General features: G+C 72.1%; 4 protein-coding genes and 1 tRNA gene. 3 read left to right on the forward strand and 2 right to left on the reverse strand.

Annotation, left to right across the window (positions count from 1 at the left end; translation table 11 throughout):
* Positions 1-192 precede the first annotated feature (192 nt).
* The 3 genes from galE to DBR36_RS04270 are packed head-to-tail and all read left to right on the forward strand — an operon-like array spanning position 193 to position 2882.
* Entirely contained in the window at positions 193-1221 is a 1029-nt protein-coding gene (gene galE / locus DBR36_RS04260; RefSeq protein ID WP_108317707.1) for a UDP-glucose 4-epimerase GalE, read from the forward strand.
* 60 nt (positions 1222-1281) lie between these two features.
* Positions 1282-2064 (forward strand): FadR/GntR family transcriptional regulator, encoded by a 783-nt coding sequence (locus tag DBR36_RS04265; protein WP_108317710.1) that lies wholly within the window; start codon positions 1282-1284, stop codon positions 2062-2064.
* Positions 2061-2882 carry a siderophore-interacting protein gene (locus DBR36_RS04270; protein WP_108317708.1) on the forward strand — a complete coding sequence of 274 codons (822 nt, stop codon included), beginning with the start codon at positions 2061-2063 and terminating at the stop codon, positions 2880-2882. Before DBR36_RS04265 ends, DBR36_RS04270 begins: the two co-directional genes overlap by 4 nt.
* Before the next feature lie 33 nt (positions 2883-2915).
* On the opposite strand, the gene DBR36_RS04275 is transcribed toward DBR36_RS04270, so the two are convergent.
* Positions 2916-3695, reverse strand: a complete 780-nt coding sequence (locus DBR36_RS04275; RefSeq protein ID WP_258222557.1) for an HAD-IIB family hydrolase — start codon at positions 3693-3695, stop codon at positions 2916-2918.
* A gap of 200 nt (positions 3696-3895) precedes the next feature.
* Positions 3896-3972, reverse strand: a tRNA-Pro gene (locus tag DBR36_RS04280).
* Between the last annotated feature and the right edge of the window lie 486 nt (positions 3973-4458).

Here is a 4458-nt window from a genome sequence, read left to right on the forward strand (position 1 = left end):
GCCGCCGCCCGCCCGCCCGGGCCGCGGCGGCGCCGAGACTGCACGCGGCTGACAAGTCGGTTGCAGGATGTCGCCGAGTTGTCAGCGGGATGCCGTCTCGCGGTGAAGCGGCTGGGCTCCACGCCGCCGTGCACCGGGCCCGGGCCGGCGGACGCTCCGGGCGATGTCGGCGGTGACCGATAGCCTGGGAGCATGCGCGTACTCCTGGCCGGCGGTGCCGGCTACATCGGAACACACACCGCCGTCGCCCTGCTAGAGGCCGGTCACGACGTGGTCCTGCTCGACGATCTCTCGGGCACGCACGCCGTCGCCGCCGAGCGCGTCGAGCGGATCACCGGCAAGCCCGCCCCGTTGATCGTGGGCGACGCGGCCGACGAATCCGTGGTGGAGTCCGCGTTCGCACAGCACGGGCCCATCGACGCGATCATCCACCTCGCGGCCTTCAAGGCCGTGGGCGAGAGCACGCAGAAGCCGCTCGCGTACTACTCCAACAACCTCGACACGACCTTCGCCCTGCTGCGCGTGGGCATCGGTCACGGCATCCGTTCATTCGTGTTCTCGAGCACCGGCACCGTCTACTCCGACCCCGCCGACCTGCCCTTCACCGAGGACTCGACGACGAGCGTCGACCTGTCGAACGCCTACAGCAAGTCCAAGCGCATGAACGAGGTCGTCCTCGCCGACGTGGCGCGCGTGAACCCCGAGCTCAACGTCACCGTGCTGCGCTACTTCAACCCGGTCGGCGCGCACCCCTCGGGCCTGATCGGTGAAGACCCCGCCGGCATCCCGAACAACCTCATGCCGTACGTCTCGCGCGTCGCGATCGGTTCGCTCGACGAGATCGGCGTGTTCGGCTCCGACTACGACACCCCCGACGGCACGGGTCTGCGCGACTACATCCACGTCGTCGACCTCGCCGAGGGGCACGTGGCCGCCCTCGAGAAGGCGCAGCCGGGTCACCAGGTGTTCAACCTCGGCACGGGCCGGCCGGTCAGCGTCCTCGAGCTCGTCGCTTCCTTCGAGAAGGCGGTCGGTCACGACCTGCCCAAGAAGATGCTGCCCCGTCGCCCCGGCGACGTCGCCGCGACGTACTGCGACCCGAGCAAGGCGGGCGAGGTGCTCGGCTGGCGCACGCGGTTCTCGATCGACGATGCCTGCCGTGACTACTGGAACTGGCAGACCACCAACCCCGCCGGATACGCAACCTCGGCCGAGGCGTGACCGCCAGCCCCTAGGGTGATGTGGTCCGGCCACATCGTCGGCCGGATGGACGGAGGGGTCATGCCGAACGGCGAACCACGGGCGTGGCAGGTGGTCCTCGCGCGCATCGAGGCCGATCTGCGCGACGGACGCCTGACCCCCGGCGACCGGCTGACGCCCGAGCGCGAGCTCGCGGCGCAGCTCGGGGTGGGGCGGTCGAGCGTCCGCGAGGCCGTCCGGGTGCTCGAGGTGCTCGGGGTCGTGCGCACCGCGACCGGCTCCGGGCCCAACGCGGGCGCGATGATCGTGACGACGCCGCGGGGCGGGCTCGCAGCCTTCCTGCGGCTGCAGGTCGCGGCCAACGGCTTCCCGCTCGCCGACGTCGTGCGCACCCGCGTGGTGCTGGAGTGCGACGTCGCCGAGCGGCTCGCGCGCACCGACGCGGATCTCGGCGAGGTGTCCGGCATCCTGGACGCGATGGATGCCGCCCCTCTCGCGCCCGAGGAGTTCCTCGCCCTCGACGCGCGGTTCCACCAGGCCCTGGCCGAAGCGTCCGGCAACGCCGTGGTGGCGGCCATGATGGCGGGGCTGCGCAGCTCGATCGAGGCGTACACGCAGGCGGGGGCGGCGCGTCTGTCAGCGTGGCCCGAGATGGCCGATCGTCTTCGGGGGGAGCATCGCCGCATCCTTGATGCCGTCGCTCGGGGCGAGGCCGAGACGGCGCGCGAGCGTGTCCGCGCGCACATCACCGACTACTACACCGATGTCGCACAGGCGCTGAGCCCGTCCGACGCCGACGACGCCGCGATCGGTGCGGCGGCGCGGGCGGCGGTCCGCGCGGCGACGACAGGAGACCCCTCATGACGGATCGTCCCGCGCGGCCCCCGCGCCCCCAGCACGTCCTGCGCGTCGTCGCGACCGAGCGGCTCAGTCCGCACCTCGTGCGCGTTCGCGCCGCGGGGGAGCGGCTCGAGGCCTTCCGCGAGAGCCCGCACACCGACGCCTACGTCAAGATCTCGTTCGCCAAACCCGAGCTCGGGCTCGAGCCGCCCTACGACCTGGCGGCGCTGCGCGAGACCCTCGCGCCCGACGACCTGCCCGTGACCCGCACCTACACCGTGCGCGCAGTCGACGGCGACGAGATCACCATCGACTTCGTGGTGCACGGCGACGAGGGTCTGGCCGGGCCCTGGGCGGCCCGCGCGCAGCCGGGCGACCGGCTGGTGGTCTCGGGTCCCGGAGGGGGTTACGCCCCCGACCCCGCCGCCGACTGGCACCTGTTCGTCGGTGACGAGTCGGCGATCCCGGCGATCGCGGCGTCGCTCGAGGCACTGCCCCGGGATGCCGTGGGCGCGGCTTTCGTCGAGGTCCAGGGCCCGGGCGAGCACATCGCGCTGGCGGCGCCCGCGGGGGTCGCTGTCACGTGGGTGCACCGCGGCGAGGCCGAGGCCGGATCGACGTCGGTGCTCGTCGATGCGGTGGCGCAGTGGCATCCGCTCGATGGACGCGGCCAGATCTTCGCGCACGGCGAGCGCGAAGCGATGAAGGCGATGCGCGATCTGGTCTTCGCCCGCTGGGGTCTGGCCCGCGAGCAGGTGTCGCTGTCGGGGTACTGGGCCTACGGGCGCACCGAGGACCGCTTCCAGGCCGAGAAGCGCGAGCCGATCGGCAAGATCCTCTGACGAGTCCCCTCGATCGGCCCGCGGCCGGACCGCTTACGCCTGCGCGCGCTCGGGCAGCGTCGGGATGAGCTTCTCGAGGAACGCGGCGGTGTCCTGCCATCCGTGAACGGCCTGGCACTCGACGCCCATGGCGAGCACGGGGTAGTCGTTGCCATCGGGGTCCAGGCGGTCGCCGACGAAGAGCATGTCATCGAGGGGGATGCCGGTGGCCTCGGCCAGCTTGTTCATGCCGTAGGCCTTGTCGATCCCGCGGTGGGTGATGTCGACCGAGGTCGATCCGCCCGAGCGCACCTCGAGATCGGGGATGCGGCCGGCCACGGCTTCGCGCAGGCTGTTCTTCTTCTCGCCGGTGGGGTCCCACGCCATCTTCGCCTCGAGGGGGGCGGACTGGCCCAGGGCCGAGAAGGTGATCTGCGAGCCGCGGTCCTCGAGGATCTCGCCCCAGGGCTCGGCTTCCCACAGGCCCAGGCGCTCGGCCTCTTCGCGCACGGCGGTGAGGGCGCGGGTCTTCTCGTCGTCGGTGAGCGAGTGGGCGTAGACGGTCTCGACACCGTCGGTCGACAGCAGGTAGTACTGCGTGCCGCAGGTGGGCATGAGGTGGAAGTGCGACAGCAATTCGGGCGTCGCCTCGGGGAGCCGCTCGACGACCTGGCTGCGGAACTGCTGCAGCTGTCCGCCCGAGATGATGGCCACCTCGACGCGTTCGGCGAGAGCGAGCAGCAGGTCGCCGATGCGGGGATCGATCGGCGACTTCGAGGGGGCGAGGGTGTCGTCGAGGTCGAAGGCGACGAGGCGGGGCGAGGCGTCGGACACGATGCTCCTGTGAGGTGTGGTGGGTCGTCGCGGGTGCACGGTGTGCGGGCGGCGGCCCCGCACGGCATCCGGCGATGCGGCAGGGACGAGGTCGATTGTACGCGGGCGCATGGACAGGCCCGATGACGGCTGTCCAGGGATGCCGTGGTCGAGCGCAGAAGGGCCCCTCATCGAAATGAAGGGCCCTTCTGCTGATGCTCTGGTCGGGGTGACAGGATTTGAACCTGCGGCCTCGTCGTCCCGAACGACGCGCGCTACCAAGCTGCGCCACACCCCGTTGCAACTTGAAAAGTCTACCCTGTCCGGAGGGATGCTCCGAACCGTCGTGCGCATCCGGGCGCGTTGCAGGCCGATCCGAGCGGTGAGCGAGCTCGGATGGTCCCGGGAGGCGAAGTGATCGCGGGGTGAGTTCCGCCCCGGGGTGGCGTGGTCGCCGGGCGGACGCCGCTCCGGGGAGCGAAGGGACCGCCGGGCGCACGCCGCCCCGAGGAGCCACGTGACCGCCCGGCGGCCGCTGCTCCAGGCATGTGCAGCGTTCGCCGCCCCGCTCAGAGGCGCGGTGTCGAGCGCCTGCGGGCGACGACGAGCGCGATGAGCCCGGCTGCGAGCATGACACCGGCGATCCCTCCGACCCCCGCGACCGCCGTGCCGTCCTGCCCGGTGGCGGCCAGCGCCGCGGGTGCCGGAGGCGGTGGCGGGGGAGGCGTGGGCGTCGACGAAGGCGGCGGAGGCGTGGGCGTGGGTGAGGGCGGCGGCACGTCGC

This window comes from Microbacterium sp. HMWF026 (assembly GCF_003061325.1).
GTDB lineage: Bacteria > Actinomycetota > Actinomycetes > Actinomycetales > Microbacteriaceae > Microbacterium > Microbacterium testaceum_E.